27 protein-coding genes are annotated in these 23,684 nt (G+C 69.0%); 15 read left to right on the top strand and 12 right to left on the bottom strand.

From position 1 onward, the window contains the following. The 6 genes from AC069H_RS27030 (at position 1) to AC069H_RS27005 (ending at position 4,189) form a co-directional block, all read left to right on the top strand. Entirely contained in the window at positions 1-456 is a 456-nt protein-coding gene (locus tag AC069H_RS27030) for a RidA family protein (protein ID WP_125679755.1), read from the top strand. Further along, positions 456-1,085: a hypothetical protein gene (locus AC069H_RS27025; protein WP_016337887.1), complete on the top strand. Its 630-nt coding sequence runs from the start codon at positions 456-458 to the stop codon at positions 1,083-1,085. The genes AC069H_RS27030 and AC069H_RS27025 overlap by 1 nt, the downstream gene beginning before the upstream one ends. Before the next feature lie 38 nt (positions 1,086-1,123). Further along, positions 1,124-2,272: a hypothetical protein gene (locus tag AC069H_RS27020; protein ID WP_478234225.1), complete on the top strand. Its 1,149-nt coding sequence runs from the start codon at positions 1,124-1,126 to the stop codon at positions 2,270-2,272. 89 nt (positions 2,273-2,361) lie between these two features. Beyond that, positions 2,362-3,174, top strand: coding sequence for an NUDIX hydrolase (locus AC069H_RS27015; protein WP_478224350.1), 813 nt, complete (start codon positions 2,362-2,364; stop codon positions 3,172-3,174). Further along, positions 3,171-3,941, top strand: coding sequence for an MBL fold metallo-hydrolase (locus AC069H_RS27010; protein ID WP_478224351.1), 771 nt, complete (start codon positions 3,171-3,173; stop codon positions 3,939-3,941). The genes AC069H_RS27015 and AC069H_RS27010 overlap by 4 nt, the downstream gene beginning before the upstream one ends. After that, positions 3,938-4,189 (top strand): glutaredoxin family protein, encoded by a 252-nt coding sequence (locus tag AC069H_RS27005; protein ID WP_478234224.1) that lies wholly within the window; start codon positions 3,938-3,940, stop codon positions 4,187-4,189. The genes AC069H_RS27010 and AC069H_RS27005 overlap by 4 nt, the downstream gene beginning before the upstream one ends. 136 nt (positions 4,190-4,325) lie before the next feature. Here AC069H_RS27005 and dnaN read toward each other — a convergent pair whose 3' ends face one another. From dnaN to AC069H_RS26985, 4 genes are all read right to left on the bottom strand, one after another. Continuing rightward, complete coding sequence (dnaN, locus tag AC069H_RS27000) at positions 4,326-5,390, bottom strand: DNA polymerase III subunit beta (RefSeq protein WP_478234223.1); 1,065 nt, start codon at positions 5,388-5,390, stop codon at positions 4,326-4,328. A gap of 9 nt (positions 5,391-5,399) precedes the next feature. Continuing rightward, positions 5,400-6,662, bottom strand: a complete 1,263-nt coding sequence (locus AC069H_RS26995; protein WP_425342027.1) for an MFS transporter — start codon at positions 6,660-6,662, stop codon at positions 5,400-5,402. 461 nt (positions 6,663-7,123) lie between these two features. After that, positions 7,124-7,798 (bottom strand): Crp/Fnr family transcriptional regulator, encoded by a 675-nt coding sequence (locus tag AC069H_RS26990; RefSeq protein ID WP_003081747.1) that lies wholly within the window; start codon positions 7,796-7,798, stop codon positions 7,124-7,126. Positions 7,799-7,957: 159 nt separating this feature from the next. Further along, positions 7,958-8,209 (bottom strand): hypothetical protein, encoded by a 252-nt coding sequence (locus AC069H_RS26985; RefSeq protein WP_005166943.1) that lies wholly within the window; start codon positions 8,207-8,209, stop codon positions 7,958-7,960. A gap of 237 nt (positions 8,210-8,446) precedes the next feature. On the opposite strand from AC069H_RS26985, the gene nth reads away from it, so the two are divergent. Genes nth through AC069H_RS26965 form a run of 4 tightly spaced genes read left to right on the top strand, consistent with a single transcriptional unit; the run spans position 8,447 to position 11,618 of the window. Continuing rightward, positions 8,447-9,130: an endonuclease III gene (gene nth / locus AC069H_RS26980; protein WP_478224353.1), complete on the top strand. Its 684-nt coding sequence runs from the start codon at positions 8,447-8,449 to the stop codon at positions 9,128-9,130. After that, positions 9,127-9,723: a TlpA family protein disulfide reductase gene (locus AC069H_RS26975; RefSeq protein ID WP_478224354.1), complete on the top strand. Its 597-nt coding sequence runs from the start codon at positions 9,127-9,129 to the stop codon at positions 9,721-9,723. The genes nth and AC069H_RS26975 overlap by 4 nt, the downstream gene beginning before the upstream one ends. Beyond that, positions 9,720-10,427, top strand: a complete 708-nt coding sequence (locus AC069H_RS26970) for an NUDIX hydrolase (RefSeq protein ID WP_340685288.1) — start codon at positions 9,720-9,722, stop codon at positions 10,425-10,427. Before AC069H_RS26975 ends, AC069H_RS26970 begins: the two co-directional genes overlap by 4 nt. 6 nt (positions 10,428-10,433) lie before the next feature. Continuing rightward, positions 10,434-11,618, top strand: a complete 1,185-nt coding sequence (locus AC069H_RS26965) for a MarP family serine protease (protein WP_478234222.1) — start codon at positions 10,434-10,436, stop codon at positions 11,616-11,618. 48 nt (positions 11,619-11,666) lie between these two features. Here AC069H_RS26965 and AC069H_RS26960 read toward each other — a convergent pair whose 3' ends face one another. The 4 genes from AC069H_RS26960 to nhaA are packed head-to-tail and all read right to left on the bottom strand — an operon-like array spanning position 11,667 to position 14,761. After that, the gene (locus AC069H_RS26960) at positions 11,667-12,083 is read right to left on the bottom strand and encodes a DnaJ family domain-containing protein (RefSeq protein WP_478234221.1); all 417 of its coding nucleotides are present in this window, start codon (positions 12,081-12,083) and stop codon (positions 11,667-11,669) included. Next, on the bottom strand, positions 12,080-13,003 hold the full coding sequence (locus AC069H_RS26955) for an alpha/beta fold hydrolase (RefSeq protein WP_478224357.1): 924 nt from the start codon (positions 13,001-13,003) through the stop codon (positions 12,080-12,082). Before AC069H_RS26955 ends, AC069H_RS26960 begins: the two co-directional genes overlap by 4 nt. 15 nt (positions 13,004-13,018) lie before the next feature. Then, complete coding sequence (locus tag AC069H_RS26950; protein WP_478224469.1) at positions 13,019-13,513, bottom strand: phage holin family protein; 495 nt, start codon at positions 13,511-13,513, stop codon at positions 13,019-13,021. Positions 13,514-13,564: 51 nt separating this feature from the next. Continuing rightward, the gene (nhaA, locus tag AC069H_RS26945; RefSeq protein ID WP_478234220.1) at positions 13,565-14,761 is read right to left on the bottom strand and encodes a Na+/H+ antiporter NhaA; all 1,197 of its coding nucleotides are present in this window, start codon (positions 14,759-14,761) and stop codon (positions 13,565-13,567) included. A gap of 208 nt (positions 14,762-14,969) precedes the next feature. Between nhaA and AC069H_RS26940 the strand changes: the two genes are divergently transcribed. Further along, the gene (locus AC069H_RS26940) at positions 14,970-16,430 is read left to right on the top strand and encodes a peptide MFS transporter (protein WP_478224359.1); all 1,461 of its coding nucleotides are present in this window, start codon (positions 14,970-14,972) and stop codon (positions 16,428-16,430) included. A gap of 82 nt (positions 16,431-16,512) precedes the next feature. Here AC069H_RS26940 and AC069H_RS26935 read toward each other — a convergent pair whose 3' ends face one another. Then, positions 16,513-17,232 carry a VIT1/CCC1 transporter family protein gene (locus tag AC069H_RS26935; RefSeq protein ID WP_478224360.1) on the bottom strand — a complete coding sequence of 240 codons (720 nt, stop codon included), beginning with the start codon at positions 17,230-17,232 and terminating at the stop codon, positions 16,513-16,515. A 111-nt stretch (positions 17,233-17,343) separates the two neighbouring features. On the opposite strand from AC069H_RS26935, the gene AC069H_RS26930 reads away from it, so the two are divergent. Both AC069H_RS26930 and AC069H_RS26925 read left to right on the top strand, forming a co-directional pair. Continuing rightward, positions 17,344-17,796 carry an AAA family ATPase gene (locus tag AC069H_RS26930; protein WP_478234219.1) on the top strand — a complete coding sequence of 151 codons (453 nt, stop codon included), beginning with the start codon at positions 17,344-17,346 and terminating at the stop codon, positions 17,794-17,796. Positions 17,797-17,799: 3 nt separating this feature from the next. Next, complete coding sequence (locus AC069H_RS26925; protein WP_478234218.1) at positions 17,800-18,576, top strand: tRNA(His) guanylyltransferase Thg1 family protein; 777 nt, start codon at positions 17,800-17,802, stop codon at positions 18,574-18,576. Here AC069H_RS26925 and AC069H_RS26920 read toward each other — a convergent pair. Then, positions 18,540-19,220, bottom strand: coding sequence for a DUF2848 domain-containing protein (locus tag AC069H_RS26920; protein WP_478234217.1), 681 nt, complete (start codon positions 19,218-19,220; stop codon positions 18,540-18,542). The genes AC069H_RS26925 and AC069H_RS26920 overlap by 37 nt on opposite strands. Before the next feature lie 107 nt (positions 19,221-19,327). Between AC069H_RS26920 and AC069H_RS26915 the strand changes: the two genes are divergently transcribed. Together AC069H_RS26915 and AC069H_RS26910 are read left to right on the top strand one after the other, a co-directional pair. Then, a complete protein-coding gene (locus AC069H_RS26915) occupies positions 19,328-20,632 on the top strand; it encodes an MFS transporter (protein ID WP_478234216.1) in 1,305 nt (434 codons plus the stop codon). After that, complete coding sequence (locus AC069H_RS26910) at positions 20,629-20,964, top strand: cupin domain-containing protein (protein ID WP_478234215.1); 336 nt, start codon at positions 20,629-20,631, stop codon at positions 20,962-20,964. The genes AC069H_RS26915 and AC069H_RS26910 overlap by 4 nt, the downstream gene beginning before the upstream one ends. A 53-nt stretch (positions 20,965-21,017) precedes the next feature. Here AC069H_RS26910 and AC069H_RS26905 read toward each other — a convergent pair whose 3' ends face one another. Beyond that, the gene (locus AC069H_RS26905) at positions 21,018-21,512 is read right to left on the bottom strand and encodes a DUF6319 family protein (RefSeq protein ID WP_478234214.1); all 495 of its coding nucleotides are present in this window, start codon (positions 21,510-21,512) and stop codon (positions 21,018-21,020) included. Between the two features lie 166 nt (positions 21,513-21,678). Further along, the gene (gene acs, locus AC069H_RS26900; protein WP_478234213.1) at positions 21,679-23,649 is read right to left on the bottom strand and encodes an acetate--CoA ligase; all 1,971 of its coding nucleotides are present in this window, start codon (positions 23,647-23,649) and stop codon (positions 21,679-21,681) included. Positions 23,650-23,684 lie beyond the last annotated feature (35 nt).

Raw genomic sequence — 23,684 nt, 5'->3', positions numbered from 1 at the left:
ATGACCTGGAGCGATCGACTCGCCGAGCTCGGTATCGAGCTGCCAGCCGTCGCCGCCCCGCTGGCGGCTTACGTGCCCGCCGTCCGCACGGGTTCGCACGTCTACACGGCCGGGCAGCTGCCCTTCGTCTCCGGTGAGCTCGAAGCGACCGGCAAGGTCGGCGCCGAGGTCAGCCCCGAAGAGGCGAAGCAGTACGCGCGGACGTCGATCCTCAACGCCCTCGCCGCGGTCGACTCGGTCGTCGGCATCGACAACGTCGTGCGGGTGGTCAAGGTCGTCGGGTTCGTGGCGTCCGCGGAGGGCTTCACCGGTCAGCCCGCGGTGATCAACGGGGCATCCGAGCTGCTCGGCGAGATCTTCGGCGAGGCGGGTATCCACGCCCGCTCGGCCGTCGGGGTCGCCGAGCTGCCGATCGGGGCGCCGGTCGAGATCGAACTGATCGTGGAGGTGAAGTGATGGACCCGGACATCGAACGGTCCTCGCACGAGCTCCTGCTCCGGCTGGCCGGACGGCTGCCGGACCAGCTCTTGTGGCGGTTCCGTGACTGGCTGGGCGAGGGCGCGATGGGCACGCTCGCGCGCACCCTGCCCAGGTCTTTGCTTAAGCACAGGATCGACCTGGATCAGACTGAGTATCGCCTGCTAGTCGCCGGACTCATCCCGCACGGAGCCGACTGGCATCAGGTGAGTTCCACCCTGGGGGTAGACGACGTCACCGAGACCAGGTACACATTCACGCAGAGTGCGCCCGAATGGGTGAACTCCGTCGACTCTGTGTCCGTATTGATCCACGCGACGTTGCGGGGACGGCCGGATGTGGGTGAAGTGCGGCAAAGCTGGCGACACCTCGGTGTGGTCGGCGAGGGTGGGGCGAAACGAGTCCTCCTGGTCACGGCGACGAACGGCCTGCCGAGGCTGACCGGCGAGCTGCAGCGCGTCCTGCGCGTGCTCGGTGACGAGGAGCCCGGCGTCGAGGTTCTCCCGCCGAGCATCGACCTCACCGGCTATCACCGCACCGCGCTCGCCAACTCCGAGCTGGTCTGTGTGGGCGCGGTGGACACCGGAAGTCGGCTGGTCGCCGCTTAACGCTCGCTCCACCAGGCGAGCCGGGAGGGAGCAGAGCAATGGTGGAGGTCCACGACGGCCCGCCCATGGACGGGTTCTCGGTGCCCCTGCGCCTGCACAACCTGTTACTGGCCCTGGCGGGTCGGATCGACGACAGTGCTTTGACCGAAGCGCGTGAGCTGATCGCGCGTGCGCACATCGACGAAGCGGTAGAGCTCACCACCGGCACCCTGATCGCGGGGAAGATCCCGGTGAGCTCGGCCGAACAGCGTGAACTCGCGCTCGTCCTCGAGATGAGCAGGTCCGACGCCACCCTGGCGAACGACCTGCTGGTCGTCGAGGAGGACGAGCCGGTGCTCACCCACCGGTTCACCGGTGAGAACCAGCCCGAATTCGGCCTCGCCGAGGCGCTCGACCGCACCCTGCAGGTGCTGCCGGACGTCCGGTCGGTGCACGCGGTGTGGCGGAACACGCCGGCGGGCAGCGTGCCCGGCGCGCTGCCGCAGCGGGTGGTCCTGGTCGAGATCGGCCCGGAGGGCAACCCGCCCGCGGTCGCGTTCCGCGTGGACACCGCGCTTCGCCGCGCGGGGATCCGTTCGGTCGTCGAGGTCGCGGGGCCCGGCGTCGCGCGGTCCGCGTACCACCAGGCCGCGTCGTCGGCCGCGAGTCCTGTCTGGGTCACCGGGAGTACCCACTCCAGTGACTTTCGGTCCGAGCCGGTGACCCCGCCGCCCGCTCCCAGCCCGGCTCCCGAGCCGGTCAAGGAGCAGCCGAGCAGGCACGGGCTGCGGCCGGTCAGCAGCAGTACTCACGAACCGGTCGAGCCGATCGCGCCGGTGGTGCCGATCGTGCAGCAGGCGCCCTCGGCGACGCCGTCGTCCTCGTCTTCGTCGGAGTCGGCACCGCCGCGCAAGTCGCGGGCGGAGACCCGCGCCGAGCGCACGGCCGACCTGACGCCCGCCGAGGTGGCGCAGCTGCGCCAGGCGCTCAAGGAGGACCCCGAAAAGGGCCGCGAGATCGCCACGGGCAAGCCGAGCATGCACGAGGTCGTCGAGCTGCCCGCTCTCGACCTCGACGACCCCAGCCTGAGCGAGCGCGACCGCGCGCTCCTGCGCGAGCTGCACGCCGAGCTCGCCGAACGGGAGCGCGCCGAAGCGGCGAAGATCCGGCTGAACGGTGCTTCGCGCAGCAGCGGCTGGTCTTCCTGACATGTTCTGAGCATTTCGTCCTCTGGACGCGGTGGTTGCACGCGCAACTACCGCATCCAGAGGACGAATTGCGATGTTAGGTTGCGAGGGTGGCTGAAGAACTGACATTCGACATCCCGGTGGGGGCCGGGGTGGGCACCCGCGCCAACGCCGACGGCGAGCCCGTGACGCCCAAGGACGCGGCGACCGTGATCCTCCTCCGGGACGGCGCCGACGGCGTCGAGGTCTTCCTGCAGCACCGGGTGAAGGGCATGCCGTTCGCCGGCGGGATGACCGTCTTCCCCGGCGGTGGCGTGGATTCCCGCGATGTCGACACCTCCGTCAGCTGGGCCGGCCCGGAGCCGGCGTGGTGGGCTGAACGCTTCGGCTGCGACGAATCGCTCGCCCGCGCCCTGGTGTGCGCGGCCGTGCGGGAGACGTTCGAGGAGTCGGGCGTGCTGCTCGCGAGCCTCGGGGACACCGTCGTCACGGACACGACGCCCTACCACGGCGCCCGCGCGAAGCTGATCTCCCGGGAACTCTCACTCGCCGCGTTCCTCGAAGCCAACGGCCTGACGCTGCGCGCGGATCTCCTGCGCCCGTGGGCGAACTGGGTCACCCCGCCGCAGGAACCGCGCCGCTACGACACCTGCTTCTTCGTCGCCGTGCTGCCCGAGGGACAGGAGGCGGACGGCGCCACCTCCGAGGCCGTCAGCTCCGGCTGGCAGCGGCCCGCCGAGGCCATCGCCGATGCCAAGGAAGGGCGCCGCATGCTCATGCCACCGACCTGGATCACGCTCGCGGAACTGGGCGAATTCGACTCGGCGGCCGCGGCGCAGGCCGTCGAGCGCGAGATTTCGAAGATCATGCCGACGCTGGTGCGCGAAGGCGACAAGGTCCGCGTCGTCCTGGACCCGGCATGAGCGCCCCCGCGTACGGCGTGCTGCGCCAGGTGACGCCGACGGCTTCCGTGCTGCTGGAGCACAACCCGTCGTCGATGACCTTGGAGGGCACCAATTCCTGGGTGCTGCGCGGACCGGGTGCGGCCGGTTCCGTGGTCGTCGACCCCGGGCACGAGGACATCGAACATCTGACGCTGCTGGCGGAAACCGGCGCCGTCGCGCTGATCGTCCTGACCCACCACCACCCCGACCACGCCGAGGGCGCGCCCTGGTTCGCCGAGCGCGTCGGCGCCCCGGTGCGGGCCTTCGACGAGTCGCTCTGCGTCGGCGGGAAGTCCCTTGTTGACGGTGAGGTGATCGAGGCCGCCGGTCTCCGGCTGTCGGTGCTGCACACGCCCGGCCACACCGGCGACTCGATCTGCTTGGTGTCCGACGGGCAGATCCTGACCGGTGACACCATCCTCGGCCGCGGCACCACCGTGCTGCACGACCTCGGCGACTACCTGCGCTCGCTGCGGAAACTCATCGGCCTGCCCGGCGGCACCACCGGTCTGCCGGGGCACGGCCCCGAACTGCCCGACCTGGCCGCGACCGCGCGCGAATACCTGGCACACCGGGAAGAACGGCTGGACCAGGTGCGTTCGGCACTGGAGAAGCTCGGCGCGGACGCCACCCCGCGCCAGGTGGTCGAGGTCGTCTACGCCGACGTCGACAAGGCTCTGTGGGCGCCCGCGGAGTGGAGTGTGCAGGCACAGTTGGACTACCTGAGGTCGGAGGACGGCGAATGAGTGACGTCGAGGTCGAGTTCTACTGGCGCCCCGGATGCGGGTTCTGCGCCGCGCTGGAACGGCCGCTGTCGAGGAGCGGCTTCAAGGTGAAGCGGGTCAACATCTGGGAGGACCCGGACGCCGCCGCGCGGGTGCGTTCGGTGGCGAACGGGAACGAGGTCGTGCCGACGGTCTTCGTGGGCTCGAAGGCGATGGTGAATCCTTCGTTCGGTGAGATCGAGGCCGCCGTGAAGGCCGCGTCCGCCTAGGTCGCCAAATGCCATGAAAGGTCCTTTCCTTGCAAAATTCGCAAGGAAAGGACCTTTCATGGCGTTCGGCAGGGGTGACTGCGTCGAGTTTGGGGCGCCGAGGTGGCGTTGCGGCATAGGTCCCTTGTGGACAGTGTCAGCGCGCCAGCATCGGCATCACGTAGTACGTCAGCTCCACATCGCCAGGCTCCACCGCCCGGATGACGCAGGCCCGCATCCCGGGCTGGATCTCGAGCCGCACCCGTTCCCCGGCGAAACCCTGCAGCGCGTCCAGCAGGTAGCGCGCCTGGAACGACGGTGAAGTCCGGCCGCCCGAAACCTCGGCCTTCAACGTCTCCTCGGCCTCCCCGGTGTCCTGCTTCGAGCTGGCCAGCCGCAGATGTGAGTCGCCGACCTCCAGCGTCAGCACCCGGCGATCGTCCGCGTAGACACCAACCCGGCGCACGGCGGCGGCCAGCGCGTCGGCGGCGACCTCGACCGTTGTATCCACAGTGGACGAGTCGATCAGCTTCTCCGACAGGAATCCCGCGTCGAGTACGGCGGTGGTGACGGTGACTCCCGCCCAGCTCAGCCCGAAGCGGGTCTTGTCGCCGTGCAGGCCGACGACGCCGCGTGCCTGCTTCCCCGTCTCCGCGAGCAGGCCTGCCGGGACAAGCGCGTCGATCGGCTCGCCTTCGGACCGCAGCGGCAGGGTGGCCACGGCCATCCGGTACCGGTCGGACGCCGTCAGCCGCAGCTCGCGGCTGAAGCTCTGCACGCGGACACCGGTGAACATGGGCAGCGCGTCGTCCTTGGCCGCCGTGCCCGCGACGGTGCGCAACGCGGTCACCAGTGCGTGACCGTCCACTTCGGACACCTTGGGCGGCATGTCCGGGAGGTTCAGTTCGCGGCTCAGCAGCGGAAGCGCGTAACGGCCGCCCTCGACCCGCACGGCCAGCCGCGAACCCTCGACGACCAGGCGTACCAGGTCGTCTTCGAGCATCCGCAGCGTTTCCGCGAGCGGCCCGGCCGGGACGAGGACCTCGCCGTCGGTGTGGACCATGGCGTCACTGGTCAGGCGGACCGCCCGTTCACCGTCGCTGCCGCAGACGGTCAGCCCATCCTTCCCGGCGCGCAGGAGCAGGCCGGAGCGGGCCGTGAGCAGCCGGGCGGCGGCGGAAACGGCGGACGAGAGGGAGCGGGTGGCGGCAGTCAGGTCCATGCCCGCAAGCTAGCGGGCGGCACCGACAAGTTCGGGGGCCTCGGCGACGGCTCCGGCCGGCTGCGGGCGGAAGGTGCCGCGCAGCAGCCACACCACCGCGGCGAGCGCGAACCCGACACCGCCGGCGGCGAGGAACGCCGCTTCGTGCCCGGCGTGCTCGACGAGGTAGCCGCTGATCGACTGCCCGAACGCGAGACCGAGGGTCACCGCGGTGAGTACCCAGCCGAACGCCTCGGCCGCCGTGCCCTTCGGCGCGGCGATTTCGATGGCCGCCGAATGCGTCGTCGACTGCGGCGTGATGAGCGCGCCCGCGGCGAGCATGGCGAGCGCGAGGCCCCAGAGCGAGCCGGGCAGCGCGAGCAGCGCCACCAGCGCGCCGAATCCGGCCAGCAGCACCGGCAGCCGCAAGCCCATCTGACGTGGCCACGGGCGCAGGCTGTACGCGACCCCGAACGCGACCGAGCTGACCGACCAGGCCGAGAGCAGCAGGCCGCCGATGGAGGTGTTCCCCGCCTCGGTGGCGGCCGCCGGGACGGCGACCTCGACGAATCCGATCACGGCACCGAAGCCCAGCGCGGCGACCGCGAGCGTGCGCATTCCGGGGCTGGCCAGCGCGCCGAGCAGTTTGCCGCCCGACGAAGGCGACGGACCCCAGGCGCGCACGGTCGGGCTCAGCGCGAACAGCACCGCGCCCGCGATCATGGTCAGCGAGCCGGTCACGATCCCGGTGCCCGCCCACGGCGCGGCGATCAGCAGCCCCGCGAACCCGGGTCCGAGGATGAAGAAGACCTCCATGCTGATGGCCTCGTAGGAGAACGCGGCGTTCCGCGTCGGCCCGGCGGGCAGCAGCCGTGTCCACAGCGCGCGCGAGGCCGAACCGACCATCGGTTCCGTGATCCCGGTGCCGAAGGCGAGCGGGACCAGCACGAGAGTCGGCGCGTGCGCCTCGATCGCGAGCACCAGCGCGGTCATCGCCAGCGCGAAAAACACCGTGGTGGTCAGCAGCGGCCTTGTCGGCCCGAAGCGGTCGATGAGCCGTCCCTGCACGACCGCGCCCACGGAGACGCCCACCAGCGACCCGGCCGACACCAGCCCGGCCGCGGCGAAGGAGCCCGTCTCGCGCTGGACGTAGAGCAGTGCGGAGATGCCGATCATCGCGATCGGCAGGCGGGCGAGCAGGGACGCGATCACCGCCCCGCGGGATCCGGGCGCGGTCAGCGCGGCTCGGTAGTCGGCGAGGGAGGTGCGGTGGCTCTCGGCGGAAGCGGACACAGACTGGGACACGCGTACCAGTATGAACTACTTTGGTACGCTAGTACCAGATCTGCGGCGGTAAGTTTGGTCACCACCGGATTCGGGTATTACGGACCTTGAATCGCCCTGGTTCGTCACGATCAGGTAACAGTCGGTCGATTCTGGGTCATTCGGGGCAACAAATCGACGCGTTTGGCGTCCTTGAGAGTGAAAGAACTTGAGTTCACGGCCGACGGCCGTGGATGGTTGTACGACAATCACACAGTCTCCAGCTCCCTCCGGCGTACGGGTCGGGGCCTTGTTCCGGAGGGCGGGGAGCGCGGATCGTCGGGGGATGATCCGCGCACAGCGAAGAGCCGGTGCGCCACGTCGGGGGTGGCGCCCGGCTCTTCGTTGTGTTCGGCACCAGGCGCAATGAAGGGGCCTTTCATCGCGAAATTTGCGATGAAAGGCCCCTTCATTGCACGTGAAGCGGGGTCCTAGCGGGCGCGGCGGGCCAGGCGCTCCGGGTCCAGGATCAGCACGCTCTTGCCTTCGAGCCGCAGCCAGCCGCGGTGCGCGAAGTCGGCGAGAGCCTTGTTGACGGTCTCGCGCGAAGCGCCGACGTACTGGGCGATCTCTTCCTGCGTCAGGTCGTGCGTGACCCGCAGCAGACCGGCCTCCTGGCTGCCGAAGCGCTGCGCCAGCTGCAGCAGCGCACGCGCCACGCGTCCGGGGACGTCGGTGAAGATCAGCTCGGCGACCATGTTGTTCGTCCGGCGCAGCCTACGGGCGACCACGCGCAGTAGCTGCTCGGCGATCTCCGGGCGGGTGGAGATCCACTGCCGCAGCGCCGGGCGGTCCATCGTCACCGCACGGACCTCGGTCACGGTCGTCGCGCTGGACGTCCGCGGACCGGGGTCGAAAATGGACAGCTCGCCGAACATGTCGGACGGGCCGAAGATGCCCAGCAGGTTCTCGCGGCCGTCGGGTGACTTGCGGCCGATCTTCACCTTGCCGGACTGGATGATGTAAAGCTTGTCTCCGGGTTCACCCTCGTTGAAGATGACATGCCCGCGAGGGAACTCCACGGATTCCAAGGTCTGTGCCAGCGCCTCGGCGGCTGCCGGCTCAACACCCTGGAAAATGCCCGCTCGGGCCAGGGTTTCGTCCACCTCGGGTGCCTCCTCATCGAGATACGACGTCGGTCCTCATCGGGCGAGGACCGTGTCGTCGATCACTTTTCGCGTCAGTCTAGGTCGTGCGCGCGAGATCGCTCGTCGGCACGCCGAACGCGCGCGCGGGCCGGGAACGATCTCGCTCGAACGTGGAGCCTAACTCCGCACGCGTCGCGCGCGAAGCCTGGCCGCCTTCCCGCCCAGCCTGCGCAGCCGGAAAAGCTCGAGCGCGCGCCCGATGCCGTGCCCGTAAAGGGCCCTGACCTCGTTGGGCTGAGCCTGCTCGAGGAACTCCTCGACCTCGTTCTCCTGCACCGCGACGTGCTTGAGCCTGGTCTCCACGCGTTCCATGAACAGCGCGAAGAACATGATCACCAAGGGGACGAGGATGACGAACCAGACGGTCATGCGCCCTGCCCAGGGAATTCCGAAAAGTTGTGCATTACTCCAGATCCTCGCTCATGGCGTCCTCGATCGAAGCGCCGAGGTGGTGCTCTGGCGTGTCGGCCGTCGACCGGCGGGTGCTCCCACTGGCTCGTCCGATGGCGCCCGTAGGCTATCGGGGTGCCTCCTGCCCCCACCAATGCCCCCCGTGCGGGGGGCAAGGGTGAAAGCCGGCTCGCATTGGTAAGACGCGCCAGGCGGATGAAGCGTTGCCTCGACGACGAGTTCCCGGACGCGCACTGTGAACTTGACTTCACCACTCCGCTCGAATTGCTGGTCGCGGTCGTGCTTTCGGCGCAGACCACCGACGTCCGCGTGAACCAGGTCACGCCCGCGCTCTTCGCCCGCTACCGGACGGCCGCCGATTACGCCGGCGCCGACCGCGCCGAACTCGAGGAGTACCTCCGGCCGACGGGGTTCTTCCGTGCGAAGGCGAACTCGCTGATGGGCCTGGGCGCGGCGCTGGTGGAGCGCTACAACGGCGAAGTGCCCGGCAAGCTGAAGGACCTCGTCACGCTGCCGGGTGTCGGCCGCAAGACGGCCAACGTCGTGCTCGGCGACGCCTTCGGGGTTCCCGGGATCACCGTCGACACCCATTTCGGCCGTCTCGTCCGCCGCTGGGGCTGGACCGAGGAGGAGGACCCGGTCAAGGTCGAGCACGCCGTCGGCGAGCTGATCCCGCGCAAGGAGTGGACGCTCCTCTCACACCGGACGATCTTCCACGGCCGCCGCGTGTGCCACGCCCGTAAACCCGCCTGTGGCGCCTGCCCGCTGGCCAAGATGTGCCCCTCGTACGGAATCGGCCCGACGGGGTTCGAAGAGGCCGCGAAGCTGGTCAAGGGCGAAGAACGCGAGCACATCCTGGAACTGGCGGCCGTCCGGTGACCAGGGTCACCAAACTGGCCCTCGGGGCCGCCGTGCTGGTGGTGGCCCTGATCGTCGCGCTGCTCACGACGCGTGACGGCCAGGCGCCCGCCAAGACGTCGGGGGATCTCACGGCCGCGCGGGCGAAGGCCGCGCTCGCCCCCTGTCCGCCGCCTGGGCCGGGCGAAGTGGCGAAGCTGCGCGGAGTCGATGTCGAATGCCTCGGCGACGGCTCGCGGGTCGACCTCGCCAAGGTGGTCTCGGGTGGTCCCGTACTGGTCAACCTGTGGGCGTCGTGGTGCGAGCCGTGCCGCGCCGAACTGCCGTTGCTCCAGCAGTACGCCGCGCTGCCCGGTGCCGCGCGCGTGCTCCTCGTCCAGGTCGCGAGCTCCGGGGCCGACGGGCTCGCGATGCTGAGCGAACTGGGTGTCCGGTTGCCGTCGGTGTTCGACGGTGACGGGCAGTCGGGGCCGGTGCGGACGGCACTGAAGGTCCCTTCCTCCCTCCCCGCGACGTACCTGGTCACGGCGGGTGGCGACGTCCGGCTCATCGAGAACCCACGCGTCTTCCTGAACACTGACCAGGTGCGCGCCGCTGTGGAAGGGACACCATGACCGGCCCCCTCGTGGACCCGGAGGACGTGCCCGCCTGGTTGCAGCCGCTGGTCAAGATCAGCGGCGAGGTCGGCGCGGACGCGTTCAGCCGGTTCAGCGTGCCGAGGGACGCGACCTACCGGTCCGCGTCCGTCCTGATGCTCTTCGGCGAGGGCCCGCGGGGGCCCGACGTCCTGCTCCAGCGCCGCGCCGACACACTCGGCTCGCACGCCGGGCAGGTCAGCTTCCCGGGCGGGGGCGCCGAGCCGGATGACGGTGGGCCGGTCGGCACCGCGTTGCGCGAGGCGGAGGAGGAGACCGGCGTCGAACCCTCCGGCGTGCTGCCCATGGCGGTCTTCCCGGAACTGTTCGTGCCGGTGTCGAGCTTCGCCGTGACGCCGGTGCTCGCCTACTGGCGGACGCCGTCGCCGGTGCACGCGGTCGATCCAGGCGAGACCGCGGCGGTGGCCAGGGTGCCGATCGCCGAGCTCACCGACCCGGCCAACCGGTTCCAGGTCAAACGCGAGGGTTACGACTGGAAGGGGCCCGCGTTCGACGTCGGCGGGATGTTCGTCTGGGGGTTCACGGGCGGCCTGCTGGCGATGACGTTGTCGCTCGGCGGCTGGGAACGGGACTGGGACCACGGCGATGTCCGGGAGCTTGACGTAGCGTTGGCCGAACATCAGGCGCGGGTCGACGGGCGGCAAGTGCCGGAGAAGGAGTAGGCGCCGGTGAACTGGGTCGACGTACTGGTGATCCTCCTCGCGCTGCTGGCGGGCGTGTCCGGCGCGTTCCAGGGGGTGATCATCGCCCTCCCCTCGCTGGTCGGGGTGGTGCTCGGAGCGCTCGCGGGGATCAAGATCGCGCCGCTGGTCGTCGAACTCTTCCAGCATCCGGCGGCGAAGGTCGCCTTCGCGGTGGCCACCGTGGTGTTCCTGGTCGCGCTCGGCGAGACCCTCGGTGTCTGGGCAGGCCGGAAGCTGCGGCAGAAGATCAACCCGGACAAGCTTTCCGGTGTCGACAAGACGCTCGGCGCGGTGGTGCAGGCCGCCGTGGTGTTCGTGGTCGCGTGGCTGATCGCGACGCCGCTGACGGCCGTCTCGGGCGTGCCAGGGCTGGCGAAGTCGATCAACAGCTCGGTGGTGCTGGGCGGCGTCAACGACGTGATGCCGGAAGCGGCGCAGGGCTTCCCGAGCGAACTGCGCAAACTGCTGGACGCGTCCGGCTTCCCGTCCATTGTGGACCCGTTCCAGAAGCCGAACGTCCAGGACACCAGCCCGCCGGACACCACGCTGCAGGCGAGCGCGATCGTCAAACAGGTGCACCGCAGTGTCGTGAAGATCCGCGGCAACGCGACTTCGTGTTCGCGGGCGCTGGAAGGCAGCGGATTCGTCGTCGCGCCGCAGCGCGTGATGACGAACGCGCACGTCGTCGCGGGGACCGACGAGGTCGCCATCGAATCGACTTCGGGCAAGTTCCCGGCCAGGGTCGTCTACTTCGACCCCGAGGCCGACGTGGCCGTGCTCGCGGTGCCGAGGCTCCAGGCGCCGGTGCTGCCGTTCACGCCGCGGGTCGCGCGGGCCGGCGACAACGCGATCGTGCTCGGCTACCCGCTCGACGGCCCGTACACCGCGACGCCCGCCAGAGTGCGCGGCCGGATCAACCTGCGCGGACCGGACATCTACGAGGCCAACACCGTGCAGCGGGACGTGTTCACCGTGCGCGGGCAGGTGCGCAGCGGTAACTCGGGCGGGCCGATGATCAACCCCGAAGGCGAGGTCATCGGAGTCGTCTTCGGCGCGGCCGTCGAGGATCCGGAGACCGGCTTCACGCTGACGTCGGAGCAGGTGCGGCCGGTGGTGGAGACGGCTCCCGCGCTGAGCGCGAACACGTCGACGGGGCCCTGCGCCAACTAGCCCATTCACGTGCAATGAAGGAGTCCTTCATCGCAAGCGCGAGGGGGGTCAGGAGGAAGGAGAGAGGCCTTCGCGCCACGAAGCGACGGTCTCGTCCACGTCCAGCGGCCGTGCCCGCAGCACCGGACCTCCGGCCGGACGCCGGTGCTCGGCGCGGATCCGTTCGTTCAGGTCCTCGACGATCTCCCGCACCCGTGCCTCCCGGCGCACCTTCGCCAAGGTGTCCGGCAGGTCGTCCAGCTCCTTCGCGATCGCCAGCGACGGCGGCAGGAGCGCCGAGACGTCGTGCCCTTCGGCGCGCACCTTGTTCACCACCCAGGCCAGCGCGGTGTCCTTGCCGTCCGTTTTCGGCAGCGGCTTCCCCGCGCCGGGCAGGTCGTCGAACTCGCCCTTCGCCTCCGCGGCGCTGATCTGCCGGTCCACCCAGGACTCGAACGACACGCCCGTCGGTTTGCGCTCGGTCATGTTTCCAAGATACGGAAGAAGTCCAGCAGCGCGGCCGACGTGCGCTCCGGGGCCTCCAGATGCGGGAAGTGCCCGATCCCGGGCCAGCGCTCGAGGCGGGCGTCCGGGGCCCAGCGACGTGACGCCGCCGCGGTGTCGGGCAGGACGCACCGATCCTCCTCGCCGTGTAGCTGCAGCACACGGGGAGCGAAGCGGCCTCGCAGTGCTTCGCTGAATCGGCGTCCTTCGCCGCGGAACTGTGCGCGGAACGCCCATCGGTAGTACTCGAGCGCGCTGTGCGGCACCCCCGGCACGAGCATCGCCTGCCGGAACGCGCGCACGGTCTCGGTGAAGTCGGAAGTGACCGTCCACTGTGGACCGGACCAGGCGTGGAAGAGTTCCTCGACGGCGAGCGCGTCGTCCTTGACCAGCCACTTTTCCGGCGCCATCGGCACCTGGAAGCGGAACAGATGTCCCGAAGCGCGCAACTGCCCCGGCCGCCGGATGGACCGGCGCAACGCCAGCGGATGCGCGCCGCCCAGCACGCTGACCGACGACACCAGCCGCGGGTGCAGCGCGCCGACCGTCCACGCGAGCATGCCGCCCCAGGCATGCCCGACGAGATGGGCCTTGCGCGCGCCGAGCGACTTGATCAGCCCGCCGACGTCGCCCGCGAGAGTCCAGGCGTCGTAGCCGCGCGGGGGTTTGTCCGAGTCGCCGTACCCGCGCAGATCGACCGCGACCGCGCGGAAACCGGCGTCGGCGAGCGCCTTCAGCTGGTGATGCCAGGTCCACCAGAACTCGGCGAACCCGTGCAACAGCAGGACCACCGGCCCGTCACCGAGTTCGGCGACGTGCAGCCGGATGCCGTTCGCCGAGACGTCACGATGGGTCCACGGACCGTCGATCCGGACGATCGACGGATCCGGTGTCGCCTGCACCGACTCGAAAACTTCTCAGTCGCGGTTCGCGGGCGCGTCGTCATGACGCGGCTTGAACGCGGCGGCGGTGTCCTTGAAGCTGTTGATCGTGCGCTCCGGCGCCTTGATCTTCTTCACCTTGCGATAGCCGAGGAAGCCCGCGGCCGCCGTCGCGACGAGCATCAGCCCGAACACGATCGCGAACGCCGCCCAGCGCATCAGCCACTCCGACAGCAGTTCGCCGAGGAAGAAAAAGAAGAAGAACGAGCTGTACAGGCCGATGACCAGCGCGACCAGGAAGAAGATGGCGCCCTTGAGGCCCTTCTTCGCCTCCGCGACGACTTCGGATTTGGCCAGCTCGACCTCGGCGCGGATCAGCGTCGAGACGTGCTGTGTGGCATCGCCGACGAGTTTCCCGAGGGACTGCTCGCTCGCTACCACGTCGTCATCGCTCGACAGGGGGAGGTAGGGCACGGCCCCCACGCCGTCGGGGCCGGTACGTTCGTGCTTGGGGCTGCTCACACCGGCCATCGTGCCACGTGCCCCGATCACGGGCGCGACGGACCGGCGAGTGTCGCGTTCTCAATCCTCGCGCGCGTGCACGCGGCTGCGGTGCAGCAGCATCCCGGCGCCCGCCAGAGAGGCGACCGCCGAGGCGATCAAGACCGCCATCTTGGCTTGGTCCACGGCTTCGCCGTCGAGCGCGAGATCGGCGATCAGCAGGCTGACGGTGAACCCGACGCCGCCGAGCATCGACAGTGCCCCGATGTCACGCCAGCCCATACCCCTGGGTTTCTCCGCGAGTTTGAACTTCACCGCGAGCAGGCTGGCACCGAAGATCCCGAGCAGCTTCCCGCCGACCAGCCCGATCAGCACGGCCAGCGGCAACGCCGTGGTGAACACCGCGCTGAGCGATTCGCTGTCCACTGTGATCCCGGCCGCGAACAGCGCGAACAACGGCACCGCGACCGCGGCCGACCACGGCTGCAACCGGTGTTCGAGCCGGATCGCGGGCGCGTGCTCCTCGCCCTCGTCGGCGCGGACGCGGGTGAGCAGGCCGAGCGCGACACCGGCGATGGTGGCGTGGATGCCGGCCGAGTGCACCGCGATCCAGGTGATCAAGGCCAGCGGCACGTAGATCCAGGCGCTGCGGACGCGGCGTTTCTGCAGGTAGGCGTACAGCGCGAGCGCGACGACGGCGACGCCCGCGGCGACGAGGTCGAATTTCGCGGTGAACAGGATCGCGATGACGAGGATCGCGCCGAGGTCGTCCACCACCGCGAGCGAGAGCAGGAAGACACGGGCGCTGCTCGGCAGGTTCGACGCGGTCAGAGCCAGGACGCCCAGCGCGAAGGCGATGTCCGTGGCGACCGGGATGGCCCACGCGCGTTCGATGCCCGGCGCTCCCCAGCCGACCGCGAGCGCGACCAGCGCCGGGACGACCATGCCGCCGATCGCGGCGACCACCGGCAGGATCGCCTGCTTGAACCGCGAAAGTTCACCGACCACGAGTTCGCGTTTGAGTTCGAGCCCGGCGACGAAGAAGAACAACGCGAGCAGGCCGTCCTTCGCCCAGTCGCCGATCGTCAGATTCAGGTGGAGGAATTCGGGGCCCAGCCGGAAATCGCGGATCGCGCGATAAAGGTCGTCGATGGGCGAATTGGCCCAAATGAGGGCGATCGCGGTGGCGCCGAGCAGGATCATCCCGCCGGTCGTCTCCGTGCGCAGGTAGCGGGTGAACTCTGCGACGGCTTTCGCGGGGCGGGTGGGGCCGGACAAGGCATCCTCCGGGTTTCGGCAACGACGAATACTGTTGCCGACCAGACTTCCCGGCGCACCTTGACGCGATTTTAATGCCTCAAGCTGCGGAAATCCCGCCTTCATGACAGCTGCCACAGAGATCATGCGGACGTCGGTGTCCCGTCCACATAGTGGGCTTCTAGCATGTCAACCGGAAACCGACAACGATGTCTTCACTAAGGACGGCATGGTGAGTACCTCTACCGAGGTCCAGCGGGACACGAGGTTTTTCGGGCACCCACGAGGGCTCGCGAACCTCTTCGGCGTCGAGATGTGGGAGCGTTTCTCGTTCTACGGGATGCTCGGCATCCTCCCGATCTACCTCTACTACGAAGTCAGCCAGGGCGGCCTGGCGCTGCCGAAGGCCTCCGCGCTCGGCATCGTCGGCGCGTACGGCGGCATGGTCTACCTGTCGGCGGTGATCGGCGCCTGGGTCGCGGACCGGGTGCTCGGCTCGGAACGCACGCTGTTCTACAGCGCGATCCTGATCATGATCGGCCACATCAGCCTCGCCGTCCTGCCCGGTCTGGCCGGTATCGGTGTCGGTCTCGTCTGCGTGGCCGTCGGCAGCGGCGGGCTGAAGTCCAACGCCACCGCCATCGTCGGGACGCTGTACGCGCCAGGCGACGAGCGACGTGACGGCGGCTTCACGATCTTCTACATGGGCGTGAACGTCGGTGGCTTCGTCGGCCCGCTGCTGACCGGGCTCGCGCAGAGCGAGATCGGTTTCCACGTCGGCTTCGGGCTCGCCGCGTTCGGTATGGCGCTCGGCCTGATCCAGTACACGATCGGCCGCAAGAACCTCGGCGAGAAGGCGAGCGAGGTCCCCAACCCGCTGCCCGCGTCGCAGCGACCGCTGGTCTTCGGTGGCACCGCGGCAGGTGTCGCCGCGATCGTGCTGCTCGTGGTCTTCGGCGTGATCACCCCGGCGAACCTGGTCGACGTCGTCGTCTGGGCCGTCGCGGTCATCTCGGTGATCTACTTCGTGGTGATCATCAGCAGCAAGAAGATCACCGCCGACGAACGCAGCCGGGTGTACTCGTTCATCCCGATGTTCATCGCGAGCGCCGCGTTCTTCTCGCTGTACCAGCAGCAGTTCACCGTGGTCGCGGCCTACACCGACGAACGCCTGAACCGGACGATCTTCGGCTGGGAGATGCCGGTGGCGTGGGTCAACTCGATCAACCCGGTGTTCATCATCCTGTTCGCGCCGGTGATCGCGGCGGTCTGGACGAAACTCGGCTCGCGGCAGCCGTCGTCGCCGATCAAGTTCGTACTCGGCACGGTCACCATGGGCGTGGCGTTCCTGCTGTTCCTCCCGATGGTCGGCAGCGGCAAGAACGCGAGCCCGCTGCTCGCGCTGGCCGGCATCCTGTTCGTGTTCACCATGGCGGAACTGATGCTTTCGCCGGTCGGTCTCTCGCTGTCGACCAAACTCGCGCCGGAGGCGTTCCGGACGCAGATGGTGGCGCTGAACTTCCTGTCCATCTCGCTCGGTACGGCGATGTCCGGAAAGCTCGCCGAGTTCTACACGGTGGACGACGAAGCGCCGTACTTCAGCATCGTCGGCGGGGTGGCCATCGTGGTCGGTGTGGCGCTCCTGGTGGCTACGCCGATGATCCGCAAGCTGATGAAGGGCGTTCACTGACGCGCTTCGCTGTCCAGATGGTCGTGAGTGGCGATTCGGGTTCTAACCCGAATCGCCACTCACGACCCCAGCGCGCGACCGCTTACGCCACGCTCGTCCCGAACAGCACACCGACGTAGTAGGTCACCAGCATCGTCAGCGCACCGACGCCGACGTTCCGCGCGATCGCGCGGCCCACGCGGGCGTCGCCGAGTTTCGCGCTGATGAACCCGGTCAGCGCCAGCCCGGCCACGACCGCCGACGCGCACGCCCAGACCCGCGCCGAGGTCTGCGTCCACACGATCGCCAGCAGCGGCAGGAGCGCGCCGACGGTGAACGCCACCAGCGACGCCCACGCCGCCTGCCATGGGCTGGTCAGATTGTCCGGATCGATGCCGAGTTCGGCTTCGGCGTGCGCCTGCAGCGCGTCCTTTTCGGTCAGTTCGCGGGCGACCTCGGCGGCGAGTTCCGGGGAAAGCCCCTTCTCCTCGTAGATTTCCGCGAGTTCCCGTTCTTCGGCCTCGGGCATCTCTTTCAGTTCGCGCTTTTCCAGCCGCAACTGGGCGCGTTCGGTGTCGCGCTGTGTGCTCACGGAGACGTATTCGCCGCCCGCCATGGAAAGCGCGCCCGCGACCAGTCCCGCGATTCCCGCGGTGGCGATCGCGGTGGAGTCGGTGGTCGCGCCCGCGACGCCGACCACGATGCCCGCCACCGAGACGATCCCGTCGTTCGCGCCGAGAACCCCGGCGCGCAACCAGTTCAGCTTGCCGCCGAGGTCCGCGTGCGGTTCGTGCGGATGTGAAGTCGATACGGTATCGGTCACCTTTTCAGTGAAACACAAAGAACGGTATCCGGCGAGCGAAGACCGTTTCGGTAAATAGAGGCAATCCTTATTGACTATTGCCTTACCTAACCCATCGGCTACGTTGTGTCCGTGGCCGAGGTGGTGATCCTGATCGGGCTCCAGGCAGCCGGGAAGACGACGTTCTTCCGCCGGGAGTTCGCGGCGACGCACGTCCACGTCAGCAAGGACACCTTCCCCAACGCCCGGCGGCCGCAGGCCCGGCAGCTGCGGATGCTGGCCGAAGCGCTCGAGGGCGGCCGTTCGGTGGTCGTGGACAACACCAACCCCTCGCCGGAGGAATGGGCGCCGTTGGTCGAAGTCGCCAGGCGGTACGGCGCGCGGGTCCTCGGATACTGGTTCCCGCCGGATCTCGAAGGCTCCCAAGAGCGCAACGGCCGCCGGAAAGGGAAAACCCGGGTGCCCGACGTCGGTCTGTATGCGACGCTGAAACGCCTCAGGCGCCCGAGCGCCGAAGACGGTTTCGACGAGCTGTACACCGTCGGTTTCGACGGCGAAGGCGGTTTCGTCGTCGAGCGGGAGTGAACCATGGACGCCGGTGATTTCGAGGCGCGGCAACGGGAACGGGAGTGGTTCCACGGGCTGACCGTGCCGCCGGGAGCCTGGACGGTGCTCCGCGTCGACGGCCGGGGTTTCTCGAAGTTCACCGAAGCGCGGTTCGAGAAGCCGTTCGATCCCCGGTTCGCCGACTGTATGGCCGAGGCGGCGGGCGCCTTGTTGTCGGAGTTCGCTTCGCCTTACGTATACACGGAAAGCGACGAGATCTCGCTCGTGCTAGCCCCGTCCGCCGACCTCTTCGGCCGGGGTGTCGAGAAGCTCGTGTCGATCTCCGCCGGCGTCGCCTCGGCCGCGTTCACCCACGCGGCCGGGGTACCCGCGCACTTCGACGGCCGCGTTTGGCTCGGCACGACGGCGGAGGACGTCGTCGACTACTTCTCCTGGCGCCAGGCGGACGCGGCCCGATGCGCGCTCAACGGCTGGTGCTACTGGATCCTCCGCAAGGCGGGGAAATCGGCGAGCGAGGCCGGAGCCGTCCTCGACGGCGCCGGCGTCTCCGAGAAGAACGAGCTGCTCTTCGCGCACGGCGTCAACTTCGCCGAAGTCCCCGCCTGGCAACGGCGCGGCGTCGGGCTGTACTGGGAGTCCTACGAGCGCGCCGGATTCGATCCGGTGCGGGAGATCGAGGTCTCCGCGACCCGCCGCCGCGTCCGCGTGGAACGCGAGCTGCCGATGAAGGACGAGTACCGGGCCTTCCTCGGCGAGCTGCTTCAGCCGATCGGTTCGGGCAGCCGTCGCACGGTGTAGGCGAGTTCGATCGTCTCGCCGGTCGCCGGGTCGCCCAGTTCCACGCGCCAGGAGTCGGCGAACTGGTCGACGCCGTGCACCATCGGGATCGTCCCCGAGATCAACACGGTGCCCGGGGCGTGGAGGTCACGCTCGCGCAGCACGTCCAGCCAGTACGACGGCGGCAGCAGTTCCGCGAGCTTTCCTTGCTGGATAAGGTTTTCCCCGGCCCAGGCGGACAGCGTGAGGTCGTCGAGCCGGTCCTGGACGTCGACGAGCCGCCACGCCTTGGCGGCGAGGACGTCGGGGCCGGCGTTCTTGCTCCACGCGACGCCGTGCGCTTCGAGCGCGCGGTCGGTGTGGTCGCAGGCGGCGGTCAGGAGGACGTCCTCGGGCGCGGGGCCGGTGATGACGATGGCCCATTCGGCCTCGCCGGAGGTCCGCTCGTGCTGCACCGGGACCTCGTCGGTCTGGGTCGCCAGGTACGGCGCGACGGGGTAGAGCGCCGGGATCACCGAAGGCGCGGGGACGCCGAGTTCGGCCAGTTCGGCCACGTGGGCGGCGACGTCCTCCTGGCTGCGACCGGCGTATCCGGCGTTCAGCAGCGTGTGGACCTCGGTCCGCCGCTCCTGACCGCCGGGAAGGGTGAAACGCAGCTCAGGCATTTGTCCTCCGAGATCGGGGGTTGCGCATACAGCTTGTATACAAGGAGTATATCCGCAATTCAACCCCTCCCGGCGGGGTTGCGGATCTCCTACGGACGGATGTGGACATGACCTCACCAGCCGGTGACCGGCGTTCGTTGCACAAGGCCTTCGCGGCCAGCCTCTCGGGAACAGCGCTCGAGTGGTACGACTTCGCGGCCTACTCGGTGGCGGCCGCGACGATCTTCGGGAATCTCTTCTTCCCCTCGGAAGACCAGCTCGCGAGCACGATGGCGGCGTTCTCCACCTACGCCGTCGGCTACCTCGCCCGGCCGCTCGGCGGGTTCCTGTTCGGCCGCCTCGGCGACGTGCTCGGCCGCAAGCGCATCCTGGTCATGACGCTCGTGCTCACCGGGGTGGCGACGTTCCTCATCGGTGTCCTGCCCACTTACGAGACCATCGGCGGCTTCGCGGCGGTGCTGCTCGTGGCGCTGCGGTTCGCGCAGGGTGTCGGCATCGGCGGCGAGTGGGGTGGCGCCGTCCTGCTCTCGAGTGAGTTCGGCGATCCGAACAAACGCGGTTTCTGGGCCTCCGCCGCCCAGATCGGCCCGCCCGCGGGCAACCTGCTCGCCAACGGCGTCCTCGCCGTGCTGGCCGGACTGCTCACCGAGGACCAGTTCAACAGCTGGGGCTGGCGGATCGCGTTCTTGCTTTCCGGCGCGCTGGTCGGGTTCGGCCTGTGGATCCGGCTCAAGCTGGAGGAGACCCCGGTCTTCAAGCAGATCCAGGAGCGCGGCGAACGTCCGTCGGCGCCGATCTCCGAGGTCTTCCGCACCGAACGCCGCGCGCTGGTCGCGGCCGTGCTGATCCGTGTCTGTCCGGACGTGTTGTACGCGCTGTTCACCGTCTTCGTCCTCACGTACGTCACCACGCACACCGATCTCTCGCGCGGCGCCGGCCTGGCCGCGGTGATGATCGGTTCGGCGTTCCAGCTGGTGCTGATGCCGCTGTTCGGCGCGCTCTCGGACCGCGTCTCGCGGCGCAAGATGTACCTGATCGCGACCATCGCCGCCGGGATCTGGCCGTTCGTGTTCTTCCCGATGGTCAGCGGTGGTTCGTTCCTCATGCTGGCGATCGGGATCGTGCTCGCGCTCGTCATCCACGCGGCGCTCTACGGGCCGCAGGCCGCGCTCGTCACCGAGCAGTTCTCGCCGCGCCTGCGTTACACCGGCAGCTCGCTGGCGTACACCCTGGCGGGCGTGATCGGCGGGGCTCCCGCGCCGCTGCTGTTCACGGCGCTGCTGGCCGGTTTCGACACCTGGCTCGCGATCGGAGGCTACTTGCTCGTGACGGCGGTGGTGACCACCATCGGTGTCGTGCTCGCCCGTGACCCGGACCGCGAGGAGGCGGCTGCCATGGAGCCCGTGCGATGACCTGGACGACCATGTCCACAGTGGAGGGTCTGCCGCTGATCGGCGGACAGGGCCGGTTCCGCACGCTCGCCACGGCGGAAGGCGGGCTGGCGTACGAGATCGCCTACCCGGCGGGCGTCGCTTCTCCCGTGCACAGCCACGATCACGACAGCATCGTCTACCTGGTTTCGGGTTCGCTGCGCGGCACGCTCGACGGCCGGGAAGTGACCCTCGAAGCGGGCGGCACGATCGTCCACCCGCGCGGCGTCCCGCACAGCGTCGAGGCCATTGTGGACAGTCAGTGGGTCGAATTCAAGACGCCGCTGCCCACGCGGGCACCGATCGCGGAATGAAAAACCGGGGCGGACACTGATTTCCAGCGTCCGCCCCGGTCGGGAGGAAAGTCTTACGCGTCCAGCTCGGCCAGCGCCAGCTTCGCCTTCTCCAGCTCGGCTTCGAGCTGGGCGACCTTCGCGGCCTGCAGCTCGCGGGCGGCGTTGATGACCTCGTCGATCGGGCCCGACAGGTCGGCGTGCAGTTCCTTGGCGGCGCGGGACACGGCCGCGGCCGGGATCTCCAGGCCCTTCGTGACCCACTTGCTGCCGTTCTTGAGCTCGGCCTGCCACTCGCCGTCGGCGGTGCCGGTGACCGTGAGGGTCAGCTCGACGGTGCGGGTCTTCTTCGCCGTCGTGGCGACCTTCGGGCGGCCACGCTTGGGCTTGGGGGACTCCGCCATGTTGTCGGTGGCGGGGGCCTCTTCGGCGGGGGTCTCGGTCTTGGCCTCGGCCGGGGCTTCGGTGGCCTCCGAGGTGGTCTCCGCCTGCGGCGTCGAGTCGACGGGCGCTTCGGTAGCCGCTTCTTCGGACACGGCGTCAGTGCGTGTCAAGGCATCCACGGTCATCGTCGGTGTCGTCTCCTTGCCCGGGTATGGGGTGGTACCCGGCACATCCTAGAACAGGCGTTCGAGTGAGGCGAACTGGGGTGTGGTAGGCGTGTCGGATGACATGAAGGAGTCTTTCATCGCAAATCTTGCGATGAAAGACTCCTTCATGTCAGGTGGGAGGTCGCTACTCCTCGGACTTGCCGGACTTCAGGCCCGAAGAGATCAGGTCCATCACCGACGAGTCGGCCAGCGTGGTCACGTCGCCGACCTGGCGGTTCTCGGCGACGTCGCGCAGCAGGCGGCGCATGATCTTGCCGGACCGCGTCTTCGGCAGCTCCTGCACGACCAGGATCTGCCGCGGCTTCGCGATCGGCCCGATCTCCTTGGCGACGTGGTTGCGCAGCTCCTGCACGGCCGCGTCACCACCGTCGACCGCGTTGCCGCGCAGGATGACGAACGCGACGATGCCCTGCCCGGTGGTCGGGTCGGTCGCGCCGACGACGGCGGCCTCGGCGACCGTCGGGTGCGAGACCAGCGCGGACTCGACCTCGGTGGTCGAGATGCGGTGCCCGGACACGTTCATCACGTCGTCGACCCGGCCCAGCAGCCAGACGTCGCCGTCGGCGTCGTACTTCGCGCCGTCGCCGGCGAAGTAGTAGCCCTGGTCGGCGAAGCGGGACCAGTAGGTCTCGCGGAACCGCTCCTCGTCGCCCCAGATGCCGCGCAGCATGCCCGGCCACGGCTTGTCGAGCACCAGGTACCCGCCGCCGCCCTTGCCGACCTCGACGCCCTGGTCGTCGACGACCTTCGCCGAGATGCCCGGCAGCGCCTTCTGCGCCGAGCCCGGCTTCGTGGCGGTGACGCCCGGCAGCGGCGAGATCATGATCCCGCCGGTCTCGGTCTGCCACCAGGTGTCGACGATCGGCGCGGAGTTCGCGCCGACGTTCTCGCGGTACCAGATCCACGCTTCGGGGTTGATCGGCTCGCCGACGCTGCCGAGCACGCGCAGCGACGAGAGGTCGTACTTCTGCGGGATCTCGTTGCCCCACTTCATGAACGTGCGGATCAGCGTGGGCGCGGTGTAGTAGATGGAGACCTTGTGCTGCTGGACGATCTCCCAGTGGCGGCCCTCGTGCGGGGTGTTCGGCGTGCCTTCGTAGACGACCTGCGTCGTCCGGTTCGCCAGCGGCCCGTACACGATGTACGTGTGCCCGGTGATCCAGCCGATGTCGGCGGTGCACCAGTAGACGTCTTCGCCGGCCTTGTGGTCGAAGACGTTGTGGTGCGTGTACGCGGCCTGGGTCAGGTAGCCGCCGGAGGTGTGCAGGATGCCCTTCGGCTTCCCGGTGGTGCCGGAGGTGTAGAGGATGAAGAGCGGGTGCTCGGAGTCGAACGCCTGCGGCGTGTGCTCCGCGGACTGGCCGTCGACCAGTTCGTGCCACCAGATGTCGCGGCCTTCGGTGATCGGCACCTCTTCGCCAGTGCGGCGCACGACGATGACCTTCTCGACCGATTCGGCGCCTTCGAGCGCTTCGTCGACATTGGCCTTCATCGGGGCGGCCTTGCCGCGACGGTACTGGCCGTCGGTGGTGATGACGATCCGCGCCGCCTGGTCGTCCACGCGGGAACGCAGGGCTGTCGGGGAAAAACCACCGAAGACGACACTGTGCAGGACGCCGATCCGGGCGCAGGCGAGCATCGCGACGATCGCCTCGGGCACCATCGGCATCTGGATGGCGACGCGGTCGCCCGCCTTGAGGCCGAGGGACTCGAGCGCGTTCGCGGCCTTGGAAACCTCGTCCTTCAGCTGGGCGTAGGTGATGTCGCGGCTGTCGCCGGGCTCGCCGACCCAGTGGATGGCGACCTGGTCGCCGTGCCCGGAATCGACGTGGCGGTCGACGCAGTTGTACGCGACGTTGAGCTTCCCGCCCACGAACCACTTCGCCACCGGCGCATTGGTCCAGTCCAGTACCTGCGACCACTTCGTTTCCCAGTGAAGGCGCTCGGCCTGCTTGGCCCAGAACGCTTCCCGGTCGGCGTCGGCTTCGGCGTAGAAGTCGGCGGTGGCATTCGCTTGCGCGCTGAAAGCCTCACTCGGGGGGAAGGTCCTGCTCTCCGTGAGCAAATTGTCCAGCGCCGGCGACTGCTCGGTCATGGTGCGATGCCTCCTGTGATTCGCGTGTCTTCACG

The organism is Amycolatopsis sp. NPDC043887, from assembly GCF_056435665.1.
The sequence above is the reverse complement of the archived record's forward strand: the minus strand, read 5'-3'. Positions and strand labels throughout refer to the sequence as shown.